The organism is Psychroflexus halocasei (assembly GCF_900107595.1).
GTDB classification, from domain to species: domain Bacteria; phylum Bacteroidota; class Bacteroidia; order Flavobacteriales; family Flavobacteriaceae; genus Psychroflexus; species Psychroflexus halocasei.
The window spans coordinates 1-2,830 of record NZ_FNQF01000031.1 but is presented as its reverse complement, the minus strand read 5'-3'; the positions used below and the strand labels follow the sequence as shown (position 1 = coordinate 2,830).

Genomic DNA, 2,830 nt, shown 5'->3' with positions numbered 1-2,830 from the left:
TGTAAAAGGGCGAAGTCGAATCAGTAAAATAGGTAACCAAAAACTACGTAATTTATTATTTATGTGCAGTTTTAACGCCTGTAAATACAACAAAGTTTGCAGAGAAATTTATGAACGCATTGTGGCTAAAGTAAAGAGCAAAAAGTTGGCTTTAATTGCAGTATGCAATAAGCTACTAAAACAAGCTTTTGCTATTGCTAAATCAGGGTTACTTTATGATGATTCTCATAGAAGTACTTTAGTGAAAAATTAATGCGTTTTTACTTGTTTTTTACCACAGTACTTTGTTGTAAAACGTTTTTTATTCTTCGTCAATTTCAGACATTCTTTCATTTATAAACTCAAAAAATCCAATTTCTCCCGAAATTTCCCAAACTTCGTGGTCCCAATCAACAGTTGAGTTTCCACTTTTTTTGTAAAAGCATTGTGTATTTCCAGCTCCATCAGGGAAGAATTCAAGTAAATCGTCAAATGAATAATCTTCTGGTTTTACATTTTGCTCTTTGCAAATTGGATTCATCATTTCCGCCATAACTTTAATATCCTCGTTTGCCATTACAAAGTTAGCATCATAGATTTCTCCAAATCCGTTATGTATTTTATAAAAAGTTTTTAAGTCATTCGGAACATTCCAATTGAATGCTTTTAAATTCTCATTCGGTTCTGCATTTAAAAGTGGTGAACCTCCAGTATGTATTTTGAAATAATCTCTATCATCATAAAGTTTCATATCAAGTAAATAATGTAAATGCCAAGTGTTTTCTTTTTTTTCTACAAAGATGAATTTACATCTCTCTTTTAATGTAGAAATCAAATTTGGAATTTTTTTAGAAATTGGTTTAAAGTTTTCTGCTATAAATTCCGTAATAGTTTTTCCGTTTAAGTTTTTCCAAGGACAGTCTTTTGGGAATTCTCCAAGTTTGTGAAAGTTCGAGCTATTTCTTGATTCAAATACAAGCTTAATTCCATCAAAACCAAATTTGTTTATGATTTCGTTTTCCAAATTTGTAGTTCGTATAAATTCTGGATTAAATTCCTTTTCTGAATCTCTTTTTAAGTCGATTCTAAATTCCTTTTTTAATTCTGAAGTCAGATTTTTATAATTTTTCTTTTTATTATTCTGACTATTTGCTCCCAAAAAAGATAGTATTCCCATTATTAAAATTATATGTTTCAATGTTTCTCTCAAATGTTTTACAACGTCTCGCGCATAACGAAAGTGGCGACTTAAAATGCGTAATCTTTTCGGTTAAACTTTTAGTTTTCTAAGAATAGACAAAACTCTCGTTTCAGCACAAATCTCGCCATTTTTGTTATGCGCTGTTGGCAACTGGCTTATTAAATCTTGCTTTTTAAAACTGAAGAATATAAAATTGGTTTCAATATTATATTGAAACCAATTTATTTAGCTTTTAAACTTAATTATAATTTTAAATTATTCAATACCTATACTTTCTTTTGTTTCTTTTGATAAATTCCAGTTTTGCATAACATCTAAACTAACCAAAAGTATATTTACGTCATTTTTGTCAACCTTTGACACTTCTTCGTACCATTCAAAAGATTGATTATTAATTGATTTATGAGAACTTACATATTTACCATAAAATATAACAACAGAAATCATATCATCTTTAACCTTATTAGAATATAAAGGTTTTATTTTATCTAAAAGTTCTTTAAATAACAATGCTGATTCATCTATTTTTAAATCATTAATTTGATTAAAATCAGATATAATATTTGTACACTCATTATGATTAAATACATTTTTGACCTGTTTACCGTTCTTTTTAAAAAATAAAACTTGGGGCAAACTTAATTTATCTTGTGCATTAAATTCTGCAAAAGTTCGAATGTCTTTTAATGTGTACAGATGATTCTTTTCATAATTAAGGTTATTAGTAGATAAATATTTCTCAAGAGATTCTTTGGTTTCTAGTGCAAAACTAATTTTGGCATCTTTAGTTGAAGTCACTTTACAACCTGATATAAAAAAAATAACAATAACTATTATTAGTGTTCTTTTCATTTTACTAGTTATTTGTCAATCTAACATAAAATACATCAGGGTCAACATTGCTTTCTACAAAGTCATAAGTACCAGCTTTAAAAGTAAAGCCTTTCGATATTTCAAGCTTATCACAGTCGTCATCATCTAAAACAAAATCTTCTTCAAGTTTTAAAAAATCACCACCAAACTCATCTCGAATTTTCTGCATATAATCTTTATCAACTTCCAATCTAATTGATTGATTGTCTTCTTTTATTAAATAAGTACCGATAGATTTGTCTTCATATACAATTATTTTTACTCTTTTAATTTTAACTTCAACCTTATCTAGTTTGCAAATCCCTATCCTAAAACAGTCTCTAGATTTTCGTCCTATTCTCCATACAGTTTTAACATGACCTGAATTAACCTTTTCTTGGTAATTAAGTAATTCAGTACCGTCTACACTAATATCATCACTGCAAGATGAAGTTATACTAATAAAGATAAATAATGTTAAAAATTTTAAATTATTTACTAATTTCATTTTATCAATTTTAAATTTATTTTAATATTTTACCAACTAAACTTTACTATTGTATTTAAATTAAGTAAACTCATAACTCAACATAAGAATTAAAATAATCATTTCAATAAGCACTTAAAGACTTCATTTTTCATAAAGGTAAATATATATAATTTTTGAAATCATTAATATTATTCAGAAATTCGATTTTTTAGCTGTCTAGTCCTGAAATATGGCTACAGGTTAAAATTTATTTTAGGCTGATAATTTATACACCATACTTGGAGTTTTAAAATCTAAAGATAAGTGTA

The 2,830-nt window shown here is 27.0% G+C and carries 4 protein-coding genes; 1 reads left to right on the top strand and 3 read right to left on the bottom strand.

Annotated elements, in window-relative coordinates; translation table 11 throughout:
* Positions 1-253: transposase (locus BLV84_RS12320; RefSeq protein WP_143521385.1), on the top strand; the 253-nt coding region annotated here is incomplete at its 5' end.
* A gap of 48 nt (positions 254-301) precedes the next feature.
* On the opposite strand, the gene BLV84_RS12315 is transcribed toward BLV84_RS12320, so the two are convergent.
* The 3 genes from BLV84_RS12315 to BLV84_RS12305 all read right to left on the bottom strand — a co-directional run bounded on the left by BLV84_RS12315 (position 302) and on the right by BLV84_RS12305 (position 2,540).
* Positions 302-1,177: an SMI1/KNR4 family protein gene (locus tag BLV84_RS12315; RefSeq protein WP_143521384.1), complete on the bottom strand. Its 876-nt coding sequence runs from the start codon at positions 1,175-1,177 to the stop codon at positions 302-304.
* 258 nt (positions 1,178-1,435) lie between these two features.
* On the bottom strand, positions 1,436-2,032 hold the full coding sequence (locus BLV84_RS12310; protein WP_093246151.1) for a hypothetical protein: 597 nt from the start codon (positions 2,030-2,032) through the stop codon (positions 1,436-1,438).
* Between the two features lie 4 nt (positions 2,033-2,036).
* Complete coding sequence (locus BLV84_RS12305) at positions 2,037-2,540, bottom strand: hypothetical protein (RefSeq protein WP_093246149.1); 504 nt, start codon at positions 2,538-2,540, stop codon at positions 2,037-2,039.
* Positions 2,541-2,830 lie beyond the last annotated feature (290 nt).